This window comes from Colwellia sp. MT41 (genome assembly GCF_001444365.1).
GTDB lineage: Bacteria > Pseudomonadota > Gammaproteobacteria > Enterobacterales > Alteromonadaceae > Colwellia > Colwellia marinimaniae.
Map to the genome: position 1 here is coordinate 1,071,765 of NZ_CP013145.1, position 21,778 is coordinate 1,093,542.

The 21,778-nt window shown below is 38.7% G+C and carries 20 protein-coding genes and 2 riboswitches; of the genes, 3 read left to right on the plus strand and 17 right to left on the minus strand.

Going from position 1 to position 21,778, the window contains the following annotated elements:
* Positions 1 to 12: 12 nt before the first annotated feature.
* From CMT41_RS04580 to CMT41_RS19455, 10 genes are all read right to left on the minus strand, one after another.
* The gene (locus tag CMT41_RS04580) at positions 13 to 1,239 is read right to left on the minus strand and encodes an EAL domain-containing response regulator (protein WP_197410252.1); all 1,227 of its coding nucleotides are present in this window, start codon (positions 1,237 to 1,239) and stop codon (positions 13 to 15) included.
* A gap of 46 nt (positions 1,240 to 1,285) precedes the next feature.
* Complete coding sequence (locus tag CMT41_RS04585; protein WP_307188489.1) at positions 1,286 to 2,392, minus strand: protein-glutamate methylesterase/protein-glutamine glutaminase; 1,107 nt, start codon at positions 2,390 to 2,392, stop codon at positions 1,286 to 1,288.
* Positions 2,367 to 2,909 carry a chemotaxis protein CheD gene (locus CMT41_RS04590; protein WP_198149785.1) on the minus strand — a complete coding sequence of 181 codons (543 nt, stop codon included), beginning with the start codon at positions 2,907 to 2,909 and terminating at the stop codon, positions 2,367 to 2,369. Before CMT41_RS04590 ends, CMT41_RS04585 begins: the two co-directional genes overlap by 26 nt.
* A gap of 80 nt (positions 2,910 to 2,989) precedes the next feature.
* Positions 2,990 to 3,817, minus strand: a complete 828-nt coding sequence (locus tag CMT41_RS04595; RefSeq protein WP_198149786.1) for a CheR family methyltransferase — start codon at positions 3,815 to 3,817, stop codon at positions 2,990 to 2,992.
* A gap of 94 nt (positions 3,818 to 3,911) precedes the next feature.
* Positions 3,912 to 5,588 (minus strand): methyl-accepting chemotaxis protein, encoded by a 1,677-nt coding sequence (locus tag CMT41_RS04600; RefSeq protein ID WP_057180009.1) that lies wholly within the window; start codon positions 5,586 to 5,588, stop codon positions 3,912 to 3,914.
* Between the two features lie 41 nt (positions 5,589 to 5,629).
* Entirely contained in the window at positions 5,630 to 6,106 is a 477-nt protein-coding gene (locus CMT41_RS04605) for a chemotaxis protein CheW (RefSeq protein ID WP_082606432.1), read from the minus strand.
* 58 nt (positions 6,107 to 6,164) lie between these two features.
* Complete coding sequence (locus CMT41_RS04610) at positions 6,165 to 8,384, minus strand: chemotaxis protein CheA (RefSeq protein WP_058026482.1); 2,220 nt, start codon at positions 8,382 to 8,384, stop codon at positions 6,165 to 6,167.
* Positions 8,384 to 8,731, minus strand: a complete 348-nt coding sequence (locus CMT41_RS04615; protein ID WP_058026483.1) for an STAS domain-containing protein — start codon at positions 8,729 to 8,731, stop codon at positions 8,384 to 8,386. Before CMT41_RS04615 ends, CMT41_RS04610 begins: the two co-directional genes overlap by 1 nt.
* Before the next feature lie 72 nt (positions 8,732 to 8,803).
* Entirely contained in the window at positions 8,804 to 9,166 is a 363-nt protein-coding gene (locus tag CMT41_RS04620) for a response regulator (protein ID WP_057180012.1), read from the minus strand.
* 43 nt (positions 9,167 to 9,209) lie between these two features.
* Entirely contained in the window at positions 9,210 to 10,433 is a 1,224-nt protein-coding gene (locus tag CMT41_RS19455; protein WP_082606433.1) for a methyl-accepting chemotaxis protein, read from the minus strand.
* Positions 10,434 to 10,770: 337 nt separating this feature from the next.
* Here CMT41_RS19455 and CMT41_RS04630 point away from each other — a divergent pair, with 337 nt between their 5' ends.
* Positions 10,771 to 12,111 carry a hypothetical protein gene (locus CMT41_RS04630; RefSeq protein WP_058026484.1) on the plus strand — a complete coding sequence of 447 codons (1,341 nt, stop codon included), beginning with the start codon at positions 10,771 to 10,773 and terminating at the stop codon, positions 12,109 to 12,111.
* A gap of 106 nt (positions 12,112 to 12,217) precedes the next feature.
* Here the strand turns inward: CMT41_RS04630 and CMT41_RS04635 are convergent, their stop codons facing one another.
* The 6 genes from CMT41_RS04635 to CMT41_RS04660 form a co-directional block, all read right to left on the minus strand.
* Positions 12,218 to 14,092: a TonB-dependent receptor domain-containing protein gene (locus CMT41_RS04635; protein ID WP_058026485.1), complete on the minus strand. Its 1,875-nt coding sequence runs from the start codon at positions 14,090 to 14,092 to the stop codon at positions 12,218 to 12,220.
* A gap of 454 nt (positions 14,093 to 14,546) precedes the next feature.
* On the minus strand, positions 14,547 to 16,379 hold the full coding sequence (locus CMT41_RS04640; RefSeq protein ID WP_058026486.1) for a TonB-dependent receptor domain-containing protein: 1,833 nt from the start codon (positions 16,377 to 16,379) through the stop codon (positions 14,547 to 14,549).
* 36 nt (positions 16,380 to 16,415) lie between these two features.
* Positions 16,416 to 16,584: riboswitch (cobalamin riboswitch) on the minus strand.
* A 17-nt stretch (positions 16,585 to 16,601) separates the two neighbouring features.
* On the minus strand, positions 16,602 to 17,498 hold the full coding sequence (locus tag CMT41_RS04645) for a cobalamin-binding protein (RefSeq protein ID WP_057180017.1): 897 nt from the start codon (positions 17,496 to 17,498) through the stop codon (positions 16,602 to 16,604).
* A 114-nt stretch (positions 17,499 to 17,612) separates the two neighbouring features.
* Positions 17,613 to 18,230 carry a cob(I)yrinic acid a,c-diamide adenosyltransferase gene (cobO, locus tag CMT41_RS04650; RefSeq protein WP_057180018.1) on the minus strand — a complete coding sequence of 206 codons (618 nt, stop codon included), beginning with the start codon at positions 18,228 to 18,230 and terminating at the stop codon, positions 17,613 to 17,615.
* Positions 18,231 to 18,286: 56 nt separating this feature from the next.
* A complete protein-coding gene (locus CMT41_RS04655) occupies positions 18,287 to 19,273 on the minus strand; it encodes a FecCD family ABC transporter permease (RefSeq protein WP_058026487.1) in 987 nt (328 codons plus the stop codon).
* Complete coding sequence (locus CMT41_RS04660; RefSeq protein WP_058026488.1) at positions 19,266 to 20,096, minus strand: ABC transporter ATP-binding protein; 831 nt, start codon at positions 20,094 to 20,096, stop codon at positions 19,266 to 19,268. The genes CMT41_RS04655 and CMT41_RS04660 overlap by 8 nt, the downstream gene beginning before the upstream one ends.
* Positions 20,097 to 20,140: 44 nt before the next feature.
* A riboswitch (adenosylcobalamin-variant (AdoCbl-variant) riboswitch) is annotated at positions 20,141 to 20,251 on the minus strand.
* A 306-nt stretch (positions 20,252 to 20,557) separates the two neighbouring features.
* Between CMT41_RS04660 and bfr (CMT41_RS04665) the strand changes: the two genes are divergently transcribed.
* Both bfr (CMT41_RS04665) and bfr (CMT41_RS04670) read left to right on the plus strand, forming a co-directional pair.
* The gene (gene bfr, locus CMT41_RS04665; protein WP_057180021.1) at positions 20,558 to 21,043 is read left to right on the plus strand and encodes a bacterioferritin; all 486 of its coding nucleotides are present in this window, start codon (positions 20,558 to 20,560) and stop codon (positions 21,041 to 21,043) included.
* Positions 21,044 to 21,054: 11 nt separating this feature from the next.
* Positions 21,055 to 21,522, plus strand: coding sequence for a bacterioferritin (gene bfr, locus CMT41_RS04670; RefSeq protein ID WP_057180022.1), 468 nt, complete (start codon positions 21,055 to 21,057; stop codon positions 21,520 to 21,522).
* A gap of 47 nt (positions 21,523 to 21,569) precedes the next feature.
* Here bfr (CMT41_RS04670) and CMT41_RS04675 read toward each other — a convergent pair whose 3' ends face one another.
* Positions 21,570 to 21,764: a (2Fe-2S)-binding protein gene (locus tag CMT41_RS04675; protein ID WP_057180023.1), complete on the minus strand. Its 195-nt coding sequence runs from the start codon at positions 21,762 to 21,764 to the stop codon at positions 21,570 to 21,572.
* Positions 21,765 to 21,778 lie beyond the last annotated feature (14 nt).

Below are 21,778 nucleotides of genomic sequence, written 5' to 3' on the forward strand. Positions count from 1 at the left end.
ATATAATAATTGCTAACTATTACTTTCCTGAGCTTGTTTTTCGTGTAAATCTTGCCTTATTTTAGCTAAGTCAACTTGTAGCCAATGGATTAACTTTTCAGGGGGCATAGGTTTAGCAAAGTAATATCCTTGTATTAAGTCGACGTTCAATTGATATAACAGTTGAAAGTCATCAAAATTTTCTACCCCTTCAGCTACCGTTGTTAAACCTAAATCTTTAGCAAGATTGACTGTGCTTTTTAATATTGCCAATTGCTGCGGCCTAGTGGCAACATTATCGACTAAAATACGATCTAGTTTTAGCTCGGTGGCAGGTACTCGAGATAACTGTTGAGCATTGGCAAAGCCAGTACCGTAGTCATCAATTGCCAGTTTAAAACCTTTTAATCTTAATTTCGCTAGCGTTTCTATCGCGGTTGATATCTCGCCACAAATAGCATTTTCAGTTACCTCTAAGACAATATCTTTTGGTTCTATATGGTGGCGTATCACTTGATTGTATATTTGTTCAGCAAGGTCATTATCGGCTAAAGATAGTGGTGATAGATTGAAAGCAAGATGGAAGTTTATGCCATGATCTCGCCACTGCACTTTTTGCTTGAGCGCGATATCAAATAAATAATGAGTTAACTCAGAAATAACACCAAATTCCTCTGCGGCAGTAATAAACTCTACCGGAGAGACAATACCTAGTTTAGGATGATTCCAGCGAGCCAAGGCTTCCACGCCTTTGAGTAATAAGCCCTTACAGGTCAATTTTGGTTGATAAAATAACGTGATTTGTTGCTCTTTTATGCCGTTAATTATGTCATCAACTACCAGTCGGTTGTATATCTTGTGAGTTTCATTGCTATTAGTATGAGTTGTTAGTCTATTTAAGCTATTTACTAGATCATTAATTTTCATAGGCTTTTTAAATGTACCTAGGACAATTAAGCCATCAGATTCAGCCATGGTGCCAATACTGGAAATTAGAGAAGGGTCTTTTGAGCTTAAAATGATTACCGACTTTGCCAATTTATCTTTAGCAATTTTACGTGATAATTCAACACCATCCATGACCGGCATTTCTAGGTCTATGAAAACAAGATCAAATTTATCCTCTGATAATTTTTTAATGGCGTCCACACCATTGATGGCACCGACGATATTAGTAACACCTTGCTCTAAACACATATTCATGACATGGTTTCGTTGCACATTACTGTCATCAACAACTAATACATTTAATTTATTCATAGAGTCACTCATAAGGTTAATTTCACTATCAAGCTTATTTTTATTTTTAATGCTTAATTAGCTCCGCAATTTCACTTAAATCAACAATCCTTTGCGCAGCACCTAACTTTATCGCTTCTTTTGGCATACCGAATACTACACTAGAACTCTCATTTTGAGCCATGGTCTTACAGCCAACATTTTTCATTTTTAGTAAGCCTTGAGCACCATCATTGCCCATCCCAGTCAGAATAATGCCAGTAGCATTTTGCTTAGCACTGATTGCTAGTGACTTAAACAATACATCAACAGATGGGCAGTGCCTATTTACAGCTGGACCTTCAGAGACAATGGCAATATATTGCGCACCTGAGCGCTTGACTTGTAAGTGTTTACCACCGGGAGCAATCAGTACTCTACCAGGGATAACTCTATCGCCAGAGCTTGCTTCTAAAACCTCTAACTCACATAAAGAGTTTAGTCTATCAGCAAAGGCTTTGGTAAATTTTTCAGGCATATGCTGAACTATTACTATGCCAGGGCAAGTGGGCGGGAGAGCGGTTAGTACTTTTTCAAGTGCTATAGTTCCGCCGGTAGATGAGCCAATAGCGATAACTTTATCTGTGGTAAGGCTCATGGATACTAAGTCAGTTGCTGTAGCTGAAGTTGAGTTGTTTAGCACAGCTTCAATAAGGGACTTAGTGGCCTCATTTGTTTTTGCCATTGAAGAGTATTGAGTCTTAGTAGCCACCTTACTAACCAGCGGTTTTTGTAACCTTGCCTTTGCCGCAGCGCGGACAACCGCTTTTATTTGACCGGCGGCTTCTTCTAAAAAGTTCTTTAAACCCATTTGTGGTTTGGTAATAATATCAAAAGCTCCTGCCGCTAAGGCATTTAAAGATATCTCAGCTCCTTTTTCCGCGAGTGATGAACAAATAACTACCGGCGTGGGCCGCTCAGCCATAATTTTTTTTAAAAAAGATATACCATCCATACGCGGCATTTCAATATCGAGCACTATGACGTCAGGCCACTGTTTTTGCATTTTACTGTAAGCAAATATAGGGTCATTAGCCACTGCATAGACCTCAATATCTGTTGAATCATTGAGTATCTGAGAGATAACTTGCCGAACCACTGCCGAGTCATCAACTATCATTACTTGAATGCTCACTAAAGCCTCCTTTATCATCTTTATACTTAATAACAGTGATGCCACCTGTGGTTAGCTCTAAAGTTACACTACGACCATGATGACCTAAGGTATCTTGCTGACAGAATGTTAGTTTGTTTTTCTTTGCCCAGTTTTTGGCAAACATGACATTAACTTTACCAATAGAAGGGTAGGTGACACTAGGGTACATATTACTGCCGCCATAAAGCGCTAATTCATATTCCTCTAATGGATGAAGTGATGCCATTCTTTTTAATAAATAATCTAGCGCTTGCTCTCCATAACGATATGTTTGTATTACCTGTGATGATTTGGACTTTTCTGCTTCCTGAACTAATAAGTAGTGACACATGCCCGCAGTTTTACTCTTTGCATGCCAAACTATAACCGCAACACAAGAACCTAATATTGTTTTTAATTCTTTTGGGGCATTATTTTTTAATGGTTGAGAAAAGTACACCTCGCCTGGCGGTAAATTAGTGCAGCGATTATCTTGTCTCATTGCTCTTATCTTCATAAAGTACACCTCGCTTGGCGGTAAATTAGTGCAGCGATTATCTTGTCTCATCGACCATATCTCGATAAAGCAGCTTTAATTTATTGATTTTCCTTTACGTGAGTTTTTTGATAAATTGCCGGTTTTATTAATTCAAATGAGTGCTCTAAACCATGTAATGTTTCTGAGTGGCCAATAAATAGGTAGCCCTCTTCATTTAGACATTGTTGTAGACCATTAATTATATTTTGTCGGGTTTTATCATCAAAATAAATCATCACATTGCGAATAAAAATAAGATCAAATTTCCCTAAAGCTGACATGTTGTCAAGTAAGTTGAAAGAGAAAAAGTGTAGCTGCTTTCTTAATTCCGGTTTCACTCGCATATAACCTTCAAATTCGTCGGTGCCTTTCACACAATAAGTTTGCCGATATTCCTTAGGCAGTAATTTAGTTCTATCATTAATATATATGCCTTTGCGGGCATGGGCTAAGACAGACTTATTAACATCAGAAGCGACCACAGACCAAGGTGTAGAGCAATGTTCATTCAGTAGCATGGCAATACTGTAGGGCTCTTCACCGGTAGAGCAAGCAGCACTCCAAACTTTATAGTATTGGTTAGCGTTTATCCTTGGCAGAATAATATTACTCATGTAATCAAAATGTTTTTCCTCGCGAAAGAAAAAAGTTTCATTTGTGGTCATCAACTCTAAGGCAACTTCTAGTTCATGACTATTATCAGGGTTAGTGATAAATCTAAAGTAAGCAGAGAAGTTATCAACTTGGATATGCTTAACGCGTTTTAACAAGCGGTGACCTAACATCATGCGCTTTTGTTTGGCTAAGTGAATGCCTAGCTTGTCATAAACTAGCCTTTGAAAAAGGGTAAAAATCTCCTCAGAGGGTAGTGTTTCTAATGTACTCATTACGGCTAACCCTCGCATTATCTAACCTTATCCTTTGATGCCATATTCATTGCCCAAAGGAGGGCTAACATGACAGTGTTATCAACAATAAAACTTAATAACTGACAAACTTATCATCGTCATCATCTCGATTACTGCTTTTATTTATTAATTTACTCGCCGACCTTTTAGTCTTTGAACTCAAAGAATTATTTATGGTAGGGCTGCTGTTTGATGATTTGTTTTTTGCTTGAGGAGAGGCTTCTAAGGTGAAAAAATTTACCGACTCTTGTAACTGTAATGCTTGTACATTCATTTCTTCAGACGTTGCACTGAGCTCTTCCGAGGCGGCGGCATTATGTTGCATAGTTTGATTTACTTGAGCAATGGCTTCATTAATTTGATGAACTCCTGTGGCTTGCTCTGCAGACGCTGCGGCAATTTCTTGTACCAAGTCCGCTGTTTTATTAATTGAAGGTACCATATCTTTTAGTGACTTACCGGCTAGCTCGGCGCGTATTACGCTATCTTTGGCCAATTCGCCAATTTCTTGAGCAGCGATTTGGCTGCGCTCAGCAAGTTTTCTTACTTCTGAGGCAACTACCGCGAAACCTTTACCGTGATCTCCCGCACGGCCGGCTTCAATAGCGGCGTTAAGTGCCAACATATTGGTCTGATAAGCAATATCATCAATGACACTTATTTTTTCGGCAATCTTTTGCATGGCAGCAACGGTTTCTGACACCGCTTCTCCACCTATCATTGCTTCTTTTGCCGCTTGTTGAGCTATGCCATTGGTTATGCCCGCATTCTCATTATTTTGTGAGATAGAGGCTGACATTTCTTCCATTGAGGCCGACGTTTCTTCAACACTGGCCGCTTGTACTGATGCACCTTTAGCAATAGTTTGTGCGGTAGAATTGACTTCTGTTGATGCAGAAGACAAAGCCTCGGAAGAGGATCTTACATCGTGGATAATGGTGGCTAATTGGTTTTTCATGTTAGTGATGCTATAAAGCAGAGATGTTTTGTCGTTGTGTTTTAATTCAATTTCGATACTTAAGTCACCATTGGCTACTTGATTACAAATATGTGCCGCGTAGCGAGGATCACCGCCTAAGGTTTTAAATAAATCATAAAAAATAACAATCATTAACAGTATGATAATGCTTGCTTCAATACCGGAGAATAATATTAATGATCTTCTATCTTCAATAAAATCTTCTTCCATTGATTTATGAGTTGTTTCTATAATTTTTTCAAAGTTCTTTTCAGCGTGTTCTGCTAGCTCAATCATGTCTTTACTGGTGGCTTTATCGATACCACTAACCATTTTATCTACTTTTTTACCTGCTTGTTGATCTTTACTATCAAAGTGCTGTAAGGCTGCTAAATATGACTGCTTTAATTTAGCATGATCATCTTTAGTTTTTTCTAATTCATCTGTGTTCTTGCCTACAGCTAAACTTTTTTCAATAACATGGCTTAATAATGACTGTACCTTATCTGAGTATTCAATAAATTGAGCATGGTATTTTTCAAATTGTTTTGGGTTATTACCGCGGATGAGAATATTCTTCCAGCTCTGTACTTGGCTTTTAAAAATGACATGTAGATGAGTAATATCATTCAAGATATCTACATTTCTTTCCACTTTTTCAAAGTTATGAATTGTTGAATCATGAAATTTTGATAGCTCATTGACGGCTTCCCAGCTTAACAATATCAGTGATAATGCCACCAGAAGGCCCAAAAATAGAACTTTGGCTTTTAAGCTTACTTTTTCTAACATGTTGTGTTCCTCTGCTCTCAAAATTATATTTAGTGAATGGATTATTGCAGTTCAGCTTCAACTAAATGAGCTAATTCCCTAGGCGATAAGGTTTTTTCTGCATCTAGAAGTACAATAAACTCACCATCTTTTTTTGCTATACCTTGAATAAATTCTGCTCTAATTTTTGCGCCAAAAGCGGGAGCCTCTTCAATATCACTAGCGGATATGTCGATAACTTCATTGACTGCATCTGCCAATAAACCGAGTACACAATATTGTTCGCTGGTGTGTAATTCAATGACGATGACACACGTTCTTTTATGTATGGTAATAGGTTTGCGACCTAAGCGAACGCTCAAGTCTATTACTGGCACAACTTCACCACGTAGGTTTATTACCCCAGATATAAATTTCGGCATTAATGGCACTTTCGTTATACCGGCGTATTCAATAATTTCTCTCGTTTGATGCAAGTCCATACCGAAATGCTCACCGGCAATGGTAAAGGTTAAGAACTGGCTAGTTTTATCCACCATTGTATCCTCCGAGTTATCATGTTCTTGCCTGTTAATTGGCATATTGTTCATAAGCTTATTACTCGCTATTTTTACTTTTACCTGTCTTGTTGACTATTTCATTGGCGATAGCTAATTCAATTAATTGTGGTATATCTAAAATAAAAGCTATTTCACCATTACCGAGTAAGCTAGAGCCCCCTATACCTTTAAGCGCTTTAAAAATTGGACCTAAGGGTTTTACTACGGTTTGAATTTCGCCATTAAGTCGATCAACAGCAATACCGGCAACATCATTGCCAAATTTAACTATAACTAACTCTCTTTTAACGGAACTCGGTATTTTATTATTGGCTAGTGTCTGTGGATGGCTTGGTGTTAGCTTGAATATTTCGGACATTTTTAGATAAGGGATCATATCACCACGTAAATTTATACAATGCCTGCCTTTGATGTCTTGGTGATTAGCCAGATTGATACATTCAATGATGGTCGCCTGGGGAATAATAAAATGTGTACCGCTAGCTTCCACGTGAAAACCATCAATAATAGCGAGAGTTAGGGGCAGTCGAATCTTAAACTCGGAGCCAACACCTGTTTGTGAACTGATATCAATACTGCCTTGTAATGCTTCTACATTACGTTTTACCACATCCATACCAACCCCCCGGCCTGATAAGTTTGTCACTTCGGTTGCGGTTGAGAATCCGGGGTGGAATATAAGATGAAATAGTTCGTTATCGCTCAATTGCGCGTCGGGATTTATAAGACCTTTTTCGATGGCTTTTTCTCGTACACGTACCTTATCAATGCCATTGCCATCATCACTGATAGCAATAATAATGTGTCCACCTTCATGGTAGGCCGCTAGCTTCAGCTGTCCTTTAATGTTTTTTCCCGCGGCTTGTCGCGCTTCTATTGACTCTAAGCCATGGTCCATGGCATTTCGAACAATATGAGTGAGTGGGTCGCCCAATTTTTCCACCATTAAGCGATCTAGCTCAGTATCTGCGCCCTCAATAATTAGTTCAACGTCCTTACCTAGTGCTTGGGCGGTATCTCTGACAAGACGTTTAAAACGCTGAAAGGTAGCACCAATAGGTACCATTCTTAAACTTAAGGCAGCATCACGGATTTGATTAGTAAAATTATCAAAATCGTCGACCGCTTCAGTTAGTGCTGGGTTCTTAGTGTCTTTAGAGAGTAATTCAATACGTTGTTGGTTGATTACTAATTCGCCAATAAGGTTAATTAGGTGGTCTAAGCGATTTGAATCAATGCGAATTTGCTTACCTTCAGAACTTTTGTTTTTATTTTGTTTAGTTAAGTCAACACTTACTGTTGATTCAGGCGTTTTATCTTGTTCAACTGCTTGCTCGGCTAATTTATCCGTTGCTGCTTGTTCATCTGGGGCAGAATTTTTTTTATTTTGTGAAATTAATCCTTGTTCGAGCGCATCTCTAGTTAGTGAGCCGCAATTTACCAAGATATCTGCAAGCCTTTGGTTGTCCTCTGGCCGTTTATCAATTAGGGCAAGGTAGTCGTCAACCTTAGCGCTGGCAGATAAAATGGTGATGTCAGAGTCATCTTGGACAAACATAAAGGTGTTTTCTATTTCCTCTAAGCTAGCGTCAGACTGTAGCGCTATTTCATAAGCTAAATAGAGAGTTTCAGCATCAAAGTGGGCTGAATCAGGGAATGCATCGATAATTGTTTCTATATGTTTAATTTTACCTAAGCTAGAGAGGAACTTGATAAAGGACAATGGGTCCATGCCATTTCTAAGGCAATCTGTTGATAGACGTAGGGAAATATGCCACAGCTTATTATTATCGCCCTCATCAGTGAGTTTATTATCATTTTGGCTTGCCGTTACTGTACTTGTTTTTGCTTGGGTTTGCTTACTGTCTGCACTTGCCCAAGGCGCTAATGCGGCAAGTAAATCACCGTCATTTTTTTGTAGTTCAGCTTGTCCATTAAATTCATCTAGTGTGACAGCAACTAAATTTTGCATATGATCGCGACATTTGAACATAACGTCGATTAAATTTTTTTCTATCTTAATTTCATTGTCTCTAGCACGATCAAGTACGTTTTCGACTACATGGGTAAAGCTAACAATGTGATCTAGGCCAAAAATACCAGCCGAGCCTTTGATCGTGTGTGCAGAACGAAAAATATCATTCAGCATGTCGTTATCGCATTCACCCTCATCCATTTTCAGCAGCACATTTTCCATTGACTCTAAATGTTCTTGCGCCTCGACATAGAAAGTTTGTAACACGTCATCTAGACTCATTACTCCTCCTCTGTTTTACTGGCAGTCATTACTTTAATGTCTTCAAAGTCAATAAAGTAGCGATTAAGCTGAAATAAATTACTATAATCGGTGAGCGCTTCACCTAAGCTAATTACTTGATAATGACAATTTTGTTCATTGACTATTTTCATTAGCATAATGAGTAATTGCACACCAGCGGTATCAATCTCGGTAATATTATCTAGTTTGAGTAGGGTGAGTCCCTTTACTTTTAGCTGTTTAAAGTGCTGCTGAAAGACTTCCATAGCACAATAAATTGTCAGCTCACCGCTAATGACAATTTCGGTACTGTCGTTGCTTGCTTGAGTTATTGTTATTTCAGCCATATTCTCTCAACCATTATCCTTTGCTTCTTGCGCCTTTTTACGGTTCAGCAGCCGTACACTTTAGCTAACCTCTTAAGTAAGCATAGTCACTGCTTGCAACATTTGTTCTGGTTTGAAGGGTTTTACCATCCAAGCCTTAGCACCTACAGCCTTACCTTGCTTTTTCATATCATCAGATGCTTCAGTGGTAAGCATAATGATGGGAGTAAACTTATAAGCGGGCATTTGCTTAATCGCTTTAACCATATCAATGCCGCCCATATTAGGCATGTTGACATCGGAGATGATTAAATGAATTTTTTTACCATCAAGTTTACTTAGACCGTCTTTGCCATCAACGGCTTCTAAAACTTCATAGCCCGCGCTTTTTAGCGTCATAGAGACTACTTGTCTGATACTGGCTGAATCATCAACTATTAAAATTGTTTTACTCATTACTCTGTTACCATTATTTAATTAAGCGCGACAGAATTTTCCTTTAAAAAAAGGTAATTTCATCATTTTTATTATCGGGTGATTTTTCACTGCCATCATGCAAGGCAACTTGCTCTAAGGTGGAATATGTCTGTTTAATATTATTAAGCCACTGATTTATATCTACCGGCTCTATAGGCAGCCCTTGGCTGAAATTGTATTGGCATTGTTGGTAGTTCGGGGCAAGTTTGTTCATATCATCAAAAACATGGCCAAGTATTTGGCTAACTCTATCTTGGAATTGCAGCGATACCAGTACATCATCTATCGCCAACTGCACCGTGGTATTTTCTTGTACTAGTTGGCTCGCATTGCGCATTATTTTCTCTCCAGCGACACTGTAATCTTTGATGACTTGTTTTATTGTTTCTTCAGCTGAGTTAATGATAAGGGCATCTTGTTCGGTAAATTCTTGGGTTTTAGTTAAGGTGTTTTGTAAGGTGGCATTAACTTGCTCAATGGTTTTGGTGATACGGGCACCCGTTTCACCAGAGCGAGTTGATAAGGTTCTAACCTCATCGGCAACAACGGCAAAGCCTCGGCCAGCTTCACCTGCACGCGCTGCTTCAATGGCAGCATTAAGAGCGAGTAAGTTCGTCTGTGAAGCTATCCCCGCAACTTCATCACCCATACGGGAAAGCTCTTCTGCAATGGTGGATAAATTATTTATTTCATTTAAAATTTGATCACGGCCTACCATAGCGTCGTGTAAGGATTGAATGATGGTATTTAATGACTGTTCCGATTGACTAATAATATGGGTTAGACCACCTTCGCCACTCATATCGCCAGAAGTATCTTGTGATGTTTGAATGGCTTCGGCTAATTGGTCCTTAATGCGGGAAAAATTTGTTGCTAGTTGATTTATATTTTCATCGCCTTGGCCCCTGGCCAATGCTGTTTGTCCAGCCCATACTGCAATGATTTGATGTGCTAAATCTAAATATTGCTCTATATGAATCTTGTCTTGCTTGTTTGTTGACGATGCTTTTTCCGCCTGTAATAGCTTTTGTTGGTATGCAATAAATATTTTTTTTTGGAAAAAAAAACAAGCATAACCGGCAGAAATAACAACCATAGCAAGGATAATTGCTAATGTTATGCTTTGAGCACTATCAAGTAAGGCGAGTAATACGCAAATAGAGAGAATGAAAAAGCTAATATTTAGTTTTTTTTGCATATTAATAAGCATTACTGTTCCTATAGATGATGGCGTGTGATTTATCATATGTTCATAAAAACTTGACCTTAAACATAAAGCTAAAAAAGTTACGCTATAAATTAGCGTAGACAATGAAATTCAATAAAACAAGGCTTGCTAGTTATATGCTAAGTGATTGTCCAATCTAACAAATGTTATTGTATTTCTTTTGCTTTTACCGGTGTTTTCCTCGAGTAAGTCGTCATAACAAAAGTTAGCTAATTGCCGTTAAAACTGGGTATAATTATGTCAAAGTTGTTTTGTTGACCTCTAAATAGCAGCAAGGTTAGACTGCTTGAGCAATGACAGCTTTATCGTTAGATTTTTTATCCTTTACTTTGAAATATACCCTGAGGAATTCTTCTTGAATAAATACTTAATATCACCTTTATTATTAACCATTCTTCTTCAAGGTTGTGGTGGTAGTTCATCTAGTACTCCGCCTGAGCCGTCTGAGCCGGTTGAATACAACTTCTCTTTAACCTCACAATTAAGCAATGATTGCGGCGTTAGTAGTGCTTTTATGGAAATTGAATTGTTACTGCAAGACGATACTTGGCAAACACTTAAAACCTATCAACCTGATGACAACGGTGTTATTAGCTTTATTACCCAAGATGAGTTTATTAACTACACCATAGTGGCTAAAAATCAGCAGGGCGATGAAGCCGAAGGTTTAAATGTTGTTAGCTTTTATCAAGCCAGTAGTGACACACCTAGCCATTACCAAGCGCAGTTTGATGACTTAGTTGATAATACGACTTGTCAATGTGTCACTAAAAACCTTGAACTATCGCATCGAACCTTTGAAACACAAACACAAACATCGGCAACTAGCTCTTTGGCGTTTGTAGAATCTAGCGAAATAGATAAAGGCACTACTTTATTTGAGGGAGTTAAGGTATGTGGCACGTTAGATGATGTTTGGCCGTTAAGTTCATTTTCAATATTAGGTACAGATAGTAATGGTAAAGAGATTGGATCTGCTGGCTTTATTGAGAACTTCAATGTCAACGATGATGTCTGGCTAGTAGAAGGATACGAACCTGCTGATATTTTTAAATTAAATCTACCATATCAAGAGGTCAGCAGTGTTCAGTTAATTGACGGTGAGAAACACTTTCCCATGCAGGTAGCTGAAGGTGAGCAGAGCTTACTAATTTTTGATAATCACATAAATACCTTTAAAAGTGATTACCAGTCTCAAGCCAGTGTGACCTGGGTGCTAAAGAATAATGATAGGGAGAGCGTTATTAGTAAAAATATCCGTCGAGTAACTTCAACCGATGCACAAACGTCAATAGACGTAAAGGCTAGTATGCATAAACCTGCTTTTGATGAGGATTTTCAAGAGATTAATGGCGATTATAGTTATGACTATAGCGCTGTTGCCGGTTTCCCAATGGCTGTGATTAGTTATACTTTTTTAGCATTTGATTCAGAAAGCAAGATATTACCAGCTAAGTGGACCTTTTATGGTCCTGAAAAAGGCATGTTAGCGATAAGTGCGCCTTTAACTGGTTATGAAGAAATTATTAATGCTAAAACTAGAAAAGACGCCATAGATGTACGCTTAGTTAATAGTCTGTCTAGCAATAATTATCATGATTATATTAAATATTATCAGGGAAATAGCTCTGCGAATATGACTAGTGATTTTGCTAAAGAGATGACAGCAGTAGAACTTGCTCGTAAATATTACTAGCTTAACTTAAATATATTCAGTTTTAATTTACTTATTCTGAGTAATAAAAAAGCCTGCAATTGCAGGCTTTTTTGTGTGAAAAATATGACCAGCCTAACTAAGTACCTTAAAACTTATAATCTAAGCTAAAGCTGTAACCGCGCTCTGCACTAAGATATTCACTCACCGTTTGATAATTTTTATCGGTGAGGTTGGTTATTTTAGCCCATAAACTCATTTGACTATTGATACGGTAATTTACCCCTATATCCAATACCGTATATGCTTTAAGTTGGCTCTCTTGAATAGCTGAATTATCAAAACTACTACCTTGATAATTGACATCAAAAGTAAAACCTAACTGGCCGAGGGTGTAGATAAAGTTATAGTTAGCGGAAAAGTGTGGCCGTCTCGCTAGTTGCTTACCTGTGCTCTTATCTTCAGCATCAATATGGCTTAAGGTTAATCTGTTACTGGTATCAGCTATATCTGCAGTAATAGTTGCTTCTGCACCAAATATTTCCGCTTTAGCTATGTTTTCCGGTCGCCAAGGGCTATATGGCACAGAGCTATCAAGAGGTGCCCATTCAATTAAGTTATCGATAGTAGTTTGGTAGACTGATATTTCCGCAGAGAATAGTTCAGTTTGATAACGTGTTAAGAACTCTAAGCTATCAGATGTTTCCGAAGTTAAATCAGGGTTACCTTGTAATGGATAATATAAATCATTTAAGCTCGGTGCTTTAAAAGCGGTACCATGACTTAATGAGAAAAGTAACTGGTCACTCACTTGGTAACCTACGGCTAATTGATAGCTAGTTTCACCATCAATATCAGCTATTTTATCGTAGCGTACCGAGGCTTCAAGTTTAAGTCGTTCAATGTTACGGCTAGTGCTAATAAAAAACGCCTTAGCATCACGTTCTGTTTTATCGTAAATGTTATTGCTATCAATACTTTCGTTATACCACTCATAGCCAGCAGTCAATTGTGACGCTTCAGTAAAGGGAAGTTGCGCTAAAGCGGTTACTTGCTCTCGCGTTGTGGTGAATAAGCTGTTTGGATTAGGAAAACCATTTTGATTATTGTAATCACTGTAGTTATCTGCTGTGCTGTCTTGAGAAGTGCTTAAACCAAGCTGTAAATATACTTGCTCAAGTTGCAGGTGGTTTCTTAATGATAGATGGTAGTTTTTATAGCTGATTTCGTCACCAGTGTATTGGGTATTAGCATCAATTTCTGTAGTGCCTTGGGCGTACTGTGTGCTTATTTCAACGGTATATTGTTTGCTAAATTGGCTAGTACCAGAAAGACTTACTGATTGACGGTCATAACCATCATCATCATTTTTGTCAACAGCAGGTGGAATGCTGCCACTAGGAGCCGTAACATCAAATCCCTTGGATATTTCAGCGCTAGCGCTTAATGTGTAACTATGATCGTCATTACCAAAACCTAATGCGCCATAACCTTGGTATAAGCTATTACTACCAAATCTCCCTCCTACTTGGCTCTCGCCAGCAGTTAAGTCTCTAGTGAAAATCTGTACTACGCCACCAACGGCGTCAGTGCCCCACAAGGCAGACCTTGGCCCTCTAATTACTTCGACACGTTCGACTAGTTGCACTGGAATATCGGCGAGGTTTTTTATGCCAAGGCGAACACCATTGACTAAAACCAAAATGTGAGCTGAGTTGGTGCCACGAACAAAATCTGACGATGTTTGTGCAGTAGTACCTTGTGTGCTTATCGATATACCGGCAACGCGGTTTAGTAAGTCGCTGATAGATAACGGTTGAATTTTTTCTATTTCTTCACGGGTAAAAATGTCGACCGCGGCTAGGGTATCAAACTTATCTTGCATACTGCGATTGGCGGTAACGACAATGGTTTCATCATTTTTCGTGGCTTTATTAAAAATTTGACTACTTGTGTGCTCAGCAAACGAAAGTGAGGAGTAAAGTAGACTGTGAATACTTAGTGCTATTAATGTTTTTTTCATTTTTCCTCAATTATTTACAGCTAATCATACCGCTAAAAAGGCGCAAAGCATTTTACTACAGAAATTGTTAAAGGTGAGCAAGGATTAGTGGTTTTTTTCATAGCTAGCCTATATAACAATGAAGCTTATTAGCAATCTCAGGCTTGTGTCCATTTGACGACAGAGGCAATGTTGTGGGTTTTCCTATGGCTAAGATTAATTTGATATTTATAGCCTTTAACTCATGAAATAAGTGATTACCAGTAAGTGGTTTTTTTGCTAGGAGGAAAAATACATGTTAGCTATTAGTATGCCAATAACGGGTTATAAATAGATTAACTTCTCCGCTCCTAAATTAAGTTAATACACATAAAAAAGGCCAGCAGCAAAAGCTTCTGGCCGTCTATTAAAAATCGTCAACATCTTTTAGGATGGGACACTCTAGCAAACTACCTGCTAGAGTTAGTCGCTACGATTATAAGTTGCTAAAGCTAATCTGCAAAAAGTACTCTGCTCCAGGGGTAACATAGCCCGGCACAGTTTCATAATCAGCATCAAAAATATTATTGGCTTTAAGTTGCAACTTCCAATCATCATTCAATTGATAATTAACACTCATATCAAGGGTGTTATACGCAGATAATGTGGCATTTGAGTAAGCGTCAAAGCGTGTTCCCTGATATTGATAAATGCCCGTTAGACTAACTTGTTCCCAGTCATATGTTGCGCCAATATTTGCTTTATGGCGAGCACGGCGACTTAGTTGTGTTCCTGTTGTTTTGTCTTCAGTATCGGTATAAGTATAATTGGCAGATAAGTTGAGGTTTTCTACCTGCTGAGATACATTGAATTCAACGCCTTTTATTTTAGCATCTGCAATATTATCAAATTGAGAAGTAACGTAATTGTAGTCTAATAAGTTGTCGAAACTTAAGTTGAAGTATGCTACTTCAGTTGTTACACCATAGACATCACCACGGAGTAAAAACTCCCAACTTTCTGATGTTTCTAGCTCAAGTTCAGCATTACCAGACCAGCTATCATACAGTTGATATAATGTTGGTGCTTTAAAACCAGTACCGTAGTTAATGCTGGTGAAAAAAGAGTCATTAATGTTATAACCTAGGCTAACGTTATAGGTGGTTTTTGTACCGGTATCATCTACGTCGTTATAACGTAATGAAAATTCGCTAATGAATGCATCTGCATTATATAAAGCACCAGCAAATACACTGCTGGTATTGCGTGATTCGCCATTAAAACCGTCATTAGAACCACTATACTCATCTTGATAAAACTGACCACCAAAGCTAAAGATCAAGGCATCCGCTACGTTGTAAATACCGACATAATCTGCTTGATTTCGCGTTGTTTCATCAACTCCTGGGTAGTCACCAAAACGTATTTGTTCTTCTTGGTAGTGGGCTATATTAATATCGTGAGACCAAGAATCCTGCGTATAGTTTAAGTTAGTTGCTAACAAATATTTTTTGTACTCTTGGCTTGGGGCAGTGACTGTCCATTCAGAGTTACCATCATAATCATATTCACCTTCATCGTATCGACCAACCCAGCTTAAAGTTAATGCATCACTCAAAGGTTGTTGCCCCTTAATTGACAGATTAATTTTTTCATAGCCATCTTTATCATCATCAACAGCGAAGTCATTACTTGTTATATCGTAGCCATCACTTGTTTCTTTACTAATACTGAATGTTGTTGCTCCTTCTCCATGGCTAATGCCAGCAGTTACGCCGGTAAAAATATAATTGTTTGAACCATATTCTACTGCGGCTTGATATTCACCACCGGTTAAATTACGGGTGAAAATCTGTATTACAGCGCCAATAGCATCTGAGCCATACATTGCTGCACGTGGACCTTTTAATATTTCAATACGTTCAATTTGGTATGTAGGTATATCATTAACCGATGCGCCACCTGAGCCAGTTACCGTATTAATACGTACCCCATCCACTAAGAATAAGGTATGACTTGAATTGGTACCACGAACAAAAATAGAAGTGAGTTGACTCGGACCACCATTAGAAGCAATATCAATACCAGCGGTGAGTTTTAATAGGTCAGCTATTGATTTCGGTTGAATACGGTCTATATCTATACGAGTAATGATAGATACCGTTGACATAATTTCATCGGTTGACTGCTTGTATGGGTTGCCGGTGATAAGTATAGTTTCATCGGCTTTGCTCGTTTTGTTAAAGTTTTCGATGTTACTTTGCTCAGCAAAAGAAAGTGATGAGTAAAGTAGGCTGCTAATACTTAGTGCTATTAATGTTTTTTTCATGTTGTCCTCAGTTATAAGCACCCACCGTGCTTACAATGATTAATTTAATTTTAGGCCGGTCTCCGGACTTGAGTTACACAAAAACTGTAACTTACACCGTTGCGGGGGCAGTATAGGGTTAACAAATTTCCCGTTTCACCTTCATTTTTAGTGATGATTGCTTACCAATTATCACTAAAACTATCGGGCACCTAAAATATTTATTATTGACTAGCGGATAGGCTAGTTATGCTTTTGTTGCAAAATCGTTCTTGTTTTATCGATTGCTGCACACAAATCTTTTAATGCCGTTAAGCTGCGTACTGTCATCCGATGCATAGCATCGGCGTCAGGTTGAATTATTTGCTTATTGGCTACTGCGGGTATCATTGGCCAATCTTGCCAATTAAAGCCCTCGCGCTCTTTTTGATTAACGGATAGTGGCTGAATAATGACTTGCACTGCCGCTGGTAGTACTTGCTCTATGCTAATTTGTGGGTATGGCGTGATCACCTGGGCAAAGGGGTTTTTGACTTTACAGATATTAAAAAATTGTTGTGGCCAACTGCCCTTGGCAACCGTTGTTAAGGGTCTTGACCAAAGCTCGTAAAAACCAGTGATTACTGTTTTATCTTGGTAAGCCATGGTTATCTTTGCTAACTCTAGCTCGAACTTTTTCGCTACTCTTTCACCTTGCGCGCTATGGCCGGTCAGCTTAGCAAAGTGGCGAACTTCTTTCGCTATATCTGAAAAAATCTGCGGGTGGGAGTAAATAACGTTAAACCCCAGTTGCTCTAATCGTGCTAAGTCATCACTCGGGTTGCCATTTTTCCAGGCGATAATTAAGTCAGGTTGCAACTCAATGACTCGCTCTAGTTGTAAACGGATATAATTACCTATGCGCGGTATTTTTTTCGCCTGCTCTGGGTAGTCAGCAAAGGCAGTGGTGCCAATAATTTGCTCACCGGCACCGATATCATAAAGCATCTCAACGATATGCGGGGAAAGGGCGATAATAGTTGGCTTGGCTTCTTTTTTAGATAATTCTTTATTAGTTTCTCTATTAAGCTCTTTATTGAGCTCGGCATACGCAGCATTGGCAATGAGCAATAAAGTAAGCAGCAGAACGGTTAGTTTCATGGTGTTTTTTCTGTTTGGTGATAAATTAAAGAGCTAGGGTATAAAGTGCTAGCTCTATTATTTGTAAAGGTAAGGTGCTTCTAAGGTAAAGTGGTTATATAGGTAAAGGGTGCTTTACCAGTCGATACCTTTTTGCGCTTTAATACCACTGTCAAAGGCATGTTTAATTGATTTTATTTCGCTAACTGTATCTGCCAGCTCTATGATGGCTCGATGACATGCACGACCAGTGATGATAACGTGCTGATGTTTAGGGCGATTGTTTAATGCGGTAATCACTTCATCTAAATCAATATATTTATATGATAACATGTAGGTCATCTCATCAAGTAAGACCAAATCAATATTGGTATCGCTGAGTAACTCTTTACACTTAAGCCAAACCTGCTGGGCTGCGGCGATGTCTTTTTCTTTGTCTTGCGTATTCCAGGTAAAGCCTGTGCCCATTACACTAAATTTTACCCCCGCATTTTCCAGCAGTTGTCGTTCACCACAAGCCCAGGTACCCTTAATAAATTGTGCCACTGCAGCATTAAGTCCATGACCGACGGCACGAGCGACAGTGCCAAAACCTGAGGTGCTTTTGCCTTTACCATTACCTGTTATTACAATGAGTATGCCGCGCTCCTCGGTGGCACTTTCAATGCGAGCATCAACTTTCTCTTTCATTTTTTGCATTCTTTGCTGGTGTTTATCAGTTATGTTGTGGTCAGTGGTTTTTTCATCAGTCATAGGGTTACCTCTGCTGTTCGTCTTTATTAAATATTAGTTTATTAACCGTTGATTTATTAATTTATCGCCCGAGAGCGGTACATGATAAATAAGAAAAATATACTACCTAGTGCCGAAGTGATAATGCCAATTGGGATCTCCGCATGAGGCAGTGATGAGCGAGCAATAACATCTACCCATATAAGAAATATAGCGCCAATTAACGCACTGCCAATAATTAGTTTTAGTGTTGTCACTCCGACTAGCTGTCTAACAATATGAGGTATCATCAAGCCAACAAAACCAATACCGCCACAATAGGCCACTATAGTTGCGGTTAGGGCCGCACAAATGCCTAACATAAGTAAACGTAACTTATCGACATCAACACCTAAGCTGGCAGCACTCTCATCACCTAATAACAGCGCATCTATTTGTCGGTGTAGTGCAAAAACGGTAACTATTGCGACAACAAGAACACTAGCAATGACGTAAAAGTTACTCATTTCAACCCGCGCTAAGCTACCCATAAGCCAGAAGATAACGCGGTTGGTGGCAAAAGGTTCGCCAAAATATAAAATAAATTGGGTGATCGATGCCAGCATAAATGAAACCGCAACGCCAGCGAGCAATAATTGCTCCATGCGCTGCAGTACTTTAGCGATAAAGACTACAATAATGACGGCAAACAGTGCTCCTAGAAATGCCGCCAAAGGTAAGGCTATGGTGAGGTTATCGGCCAGGGTAATATTGGCGATGGTAGCGCCTAAGCCTGCGCCAGAAACAATACCAAAGAGATAAGGGTCAGCAAGTGGATTACGGGTGGTATTTTGTAAAATCGCACCGGCAATGGCTAAGCCCATGCCTGCCACCAAGGCGACTAGCACCCTTGGAATACGTACTTGCCAGATAATGACATTAGCGATGGGGTTTTGGCAGCTACTCACTAAGCAACTAATTAATTCTGCAGAGTCGATATCAGCAGGGCCAAAGGTAATAGCCGCCATCGCCGATAAAATAACTAAGGCTGACAATCCCCACAAAATAGTAGTAACTTTATTCATCAGGTGATTCCGGAAATTGACTGTTTTTTCCATGACTATCTGGTAAGTAGAAAGATACTTGGATGGCACCTGTCATTTCATCGATACTTTTCTGACAAGGTAAACCAAATACCTGGCTTAATTGCTTAGGCACCAATACTTCTTCGGGGCTGCCATCACAAATTAATTGGCCTTGATTTAATAATATTAATCGTTGGCAGTATAAACTGGCCAAATTAAGATCATGTACTGTCATGATAACGGTGATATTGAGTTTGTTGACTAGCTGCAATACCTGATGTTGGTAATACACATCTAAATGAGTGGTCGGCTCATCAAGGATCAAGATTTGACTGGCTTGCACTAGTGCCCGAGCAATTAATACTCTTTGTTGTTCGCCACCGGATAGTTGATTAAAGTTAGTATGTAGCGCTTGCTCTAAACCCACTTTTTTAAGCGCTAAATTTATTTGTGCTTTGTCGTGATCGCTGTCTAAGGAAAAAAGCGTTTTGTGCGGTAATAAGCCCATTTTCATCACATCTTGCACAGAAAGCGCAAAAATACTGTCATTCTTTTGCATCACTAGGGCGAAGTGTTGGGCAATTTCTTTCGTACTATATCGCGTTATGGCACGGTTTTTTAATTGCACGCTACCGGTAACATTAGCGCTGGCGAGAATATTATTTTGATTTGTTATACAGCGTAGTAGGCTAGTTTTACCCGCACCATTGGGGCCAATAATACCGATGACTTCACCTTTGCGGACATTGAAGTTAATGTTGTGCAAGATGGCTTTATTTGGCACCTGCCAACTTAGCTGAGAGATATTAAGGAGTGTCGACATAGTAAAATTCGTGTTTTCCCGCACGGTGATAAGTGAGCATAGTTTTTTTGGTTAGCTATCTGACTTTGAGGCGATATTTATCGGAAAACTGAATATCACTTCATTTACAGTTGCGGGCACAGCGATGGATTTTCACCATCTTCATAACACAAAAATTCTTTAGGACGCGGATTCTAGCTTTATTTCATCTTATTAGCAAACTTTAGATGTTTAGACGGCTATTTGTTGTACTGATGGCGCCTCCTACTTGAGTCCTGGGTGATTTTTAGGAAATGTTTAGCACATTGTAAGTCTGATAATTTAACTAAGAGCAATAATGCAAATGATAATAATTTTCACTTAAAAAATAAATACTTAGTAACCGATGTTTAGCATATTAATTCGATAAATCTGTTACTTTCTACTAGGATTTAAGGCAACTGAAGCAAAGTGTTTTTTAACTTATTATGTCGAGGTGTCAGATGAAAGGTAATGCAAAAGTTATAGCGAGTCTAAATGGCTTGTTACACAATGAATTAGCAGCAATTGATCAGTATTTTACTCATTCACGTATGTATCAAGATTGGGGTTTAGATAAACTCTATGAACAATTAGATCATGAAATGCAAGAAGAGATCACCCATGCCGATGCGTTAATAAAGCGTATTTTATTTCTTGAAGGCACACCTAATTTAAAAGACCGTCGAGATTTACTTATTGGTAATGATGTTCCTAGCATGCTTAAAAATGACTTAATTCTGGAGATGGAAGTGGTAGCGGCATTAAAAACGACTATTAGCTTATGTGAAAGTGAGGGGGATTTTCAAAGTCGAGAAATTTTAGAAAAACTGCTAGAAGATACCGAGGAAGATCATGTTTACTGGCTTGAGAAACAGCTTGGCCTTATCGACAAAATCGGCTTACAAAATTATATTCAATCTCATATGGGTCAACATCTACCAGGGTAAGGGGAGTCATAATGAAAGGTAATAAACAAATTATTGCGTTATTAAATAGTGTTTTAGGTATTGAGTTAGTGGCAATTAATCAATATTTTTTACATGCCCGTATGTATAAAAATTGGGGCTTGGACAAACTTAATAAAGCCGACTACAAGCTTTCTATTGAGAAAATGAAGCAAGCAGATGGCTTGATTGAACGGATATTATTTTTAGAAGGTTTACCCAATTTACAAGACTTGGGACGTATACAAATAGGTGAGCATGCGACAGAAATGTTACAAGCAAATATGGATTTAGAATATGTCTCTCGTAAGGCTTTACAAAGCTTAATCGAAGAGAGTGAAAAGCTGCAAGATTATATCAGTAGAGATTTAGCGGAAGATTTACTGGAAAACGTAGAAGAGCAAATAGACTGGATTGAATCGCAACAATATATTATTGACCATGCCGGTCTCGAAAATTATTTACAGTCTATGATGGCTTAGTCTTTGTTATGAGTGGTAATTTAGTGATGAAACTAAAGCAGCTGATTTTAAGCGACTTTGGGTTGTGCTTCAGCAATTTGTAATAGTCTTTTGTTCAATACCTGTTTAGTACATTGACAGCATTTTCCGCATTGCGAGCCGACATTGAGTTCGTTAGTTAGCTGCTTCATCGTTTCTGCGCCATTATCAATTGCGGACTCTATTTGTGTGTCAGTGACCCCATGGCAAATACAAACGTACATACAACTCTCTACTT